This window comes from Paenibacillus sp. 01T422 (assembly GCF_056398785.1).
In genome coordinates, this window is sequence record NZ_JBFTQB010001381.1 from 1 (window position 1) to 1,016 (window position 1,016).

1 protein-coding gene and 2 pseudogenes are annotated in these 1,016 nt (G+C 45.7%); 2 read left to right on the plus strand and 1 reads right to left on the minus strand.

Going from position 1 to position 1,016, the window contains the following annotated elements; translation table 11 throughout:
• Window positions 1-4 precede the first annotated feature (4 nt).
• Together AC1DUA_RS38910 and AC1DUA_RS38915 are read left to right on the plus strand one after the other, a co-directional pair.
• Window positions 5-94: pseudogene (locus tag AC1DUA_RS38910) on the plus strand (hypothetical protein); the annotation flags it as partial.
• Window positions 95-153: 59 nt separating this feature from the next.
• Window positions 154-359 (plus strand): annotated as a pseudogene (locus tag AC1DUA_RS38915) (Tn3 family transposase); the annotation flags it as partial.
• Between the two features lie 282 nt (window positions 360-641).
• Here the strand turns inward: AC1DUA_RS38915 and AC1DUA_RS38920 are convergent.
• Window positions 642-1,016 (minus strand): divalent metal cation transporter (locus AC1DUA_RS38920; RefSeq protein ID WP_477504772.1); only part of this gene is annotated, 375 nt, incomplete at its 5' end.

Consider the following 1,016-nt stretch of genomic DNA (forward strand, 5'->3'; position numbering starts at 1 on the left):
GCTCATGGACGGTCTTTTTCGAGAGGCTTTAGAGGAAGGTGGGTTCACTTATGCTAAAGAAATAGAAGCAATTCGAATTGCCAATGAAAAAGGTTTATTTACCGTGGCATTTGTCTTTAATGAAGACCAAGCAGCGCGTATGTTAGAAGCCAAAAGATCATTCAGGAAAACTACGATGATGTTCTCCAGCTGGCTCACTCCATCCGGGAGGGCACCGTTTCATCATCACTCATTATGGGGAAATCTGTTCCTATGCAAGACTAAATAGCTTGGCTACCGCGCTGCGGGAAATGGGGCGTATCGAGAAAACGATCTTCATCCTGGATTACCTTTCAAGCGAGGCATTGCGGCGAAAAATCCATATACGTCTCTCAGTTCATTACGACCACGGAAGCTGAATGCCCGGACTATTGGGCTTAGAGTAAGAAGAAACGCTAAGTCGGTCACATCCGAAGGCTTAGCGTATATTTTCGTTAAAATGTTGGCGGACCCCTAATACAGCAAAGGAGCCCAGGCAGAGTTCGTCCTTTGGGGCAATCTGCCTTACGTGTTTAGCGTACGAAACTCGCTTTCTCCGATCGTAGCAAGTGGACATGGAAAGCCCAGTGATGCGCAGAACCAGCACGAATAATCTGAAGTATTCAAACAGAGATAGTGCCATAAAGCAGGTACACATTTAATACGGCGATAATGACAGCGATCACCCAAGACATCCTGGACAGCCATTTAGGAGCAACAAATTCGCCCATTTTCCTTTTGTCGGATGTGAACATCACCAGTGGTATGACAGCAAATGACAACTGCAGGGAAAGAATAACTTGACTTAGAATTAAGAGATCCCCGGTTCCTTTTTCACCGTATATCCCAATCACGATAACTGCCGGCACTATGGCGATCAATCGAGTAATCAATCTCCTTATCCATGGTTTCAATCGGATGTTCAAGAAGCCTTCCATAACGATTTGACCAGCCAAAGTTCCTGTTAAGGTAGAGTTTTGCCCTGAGGCCAGTAAGGC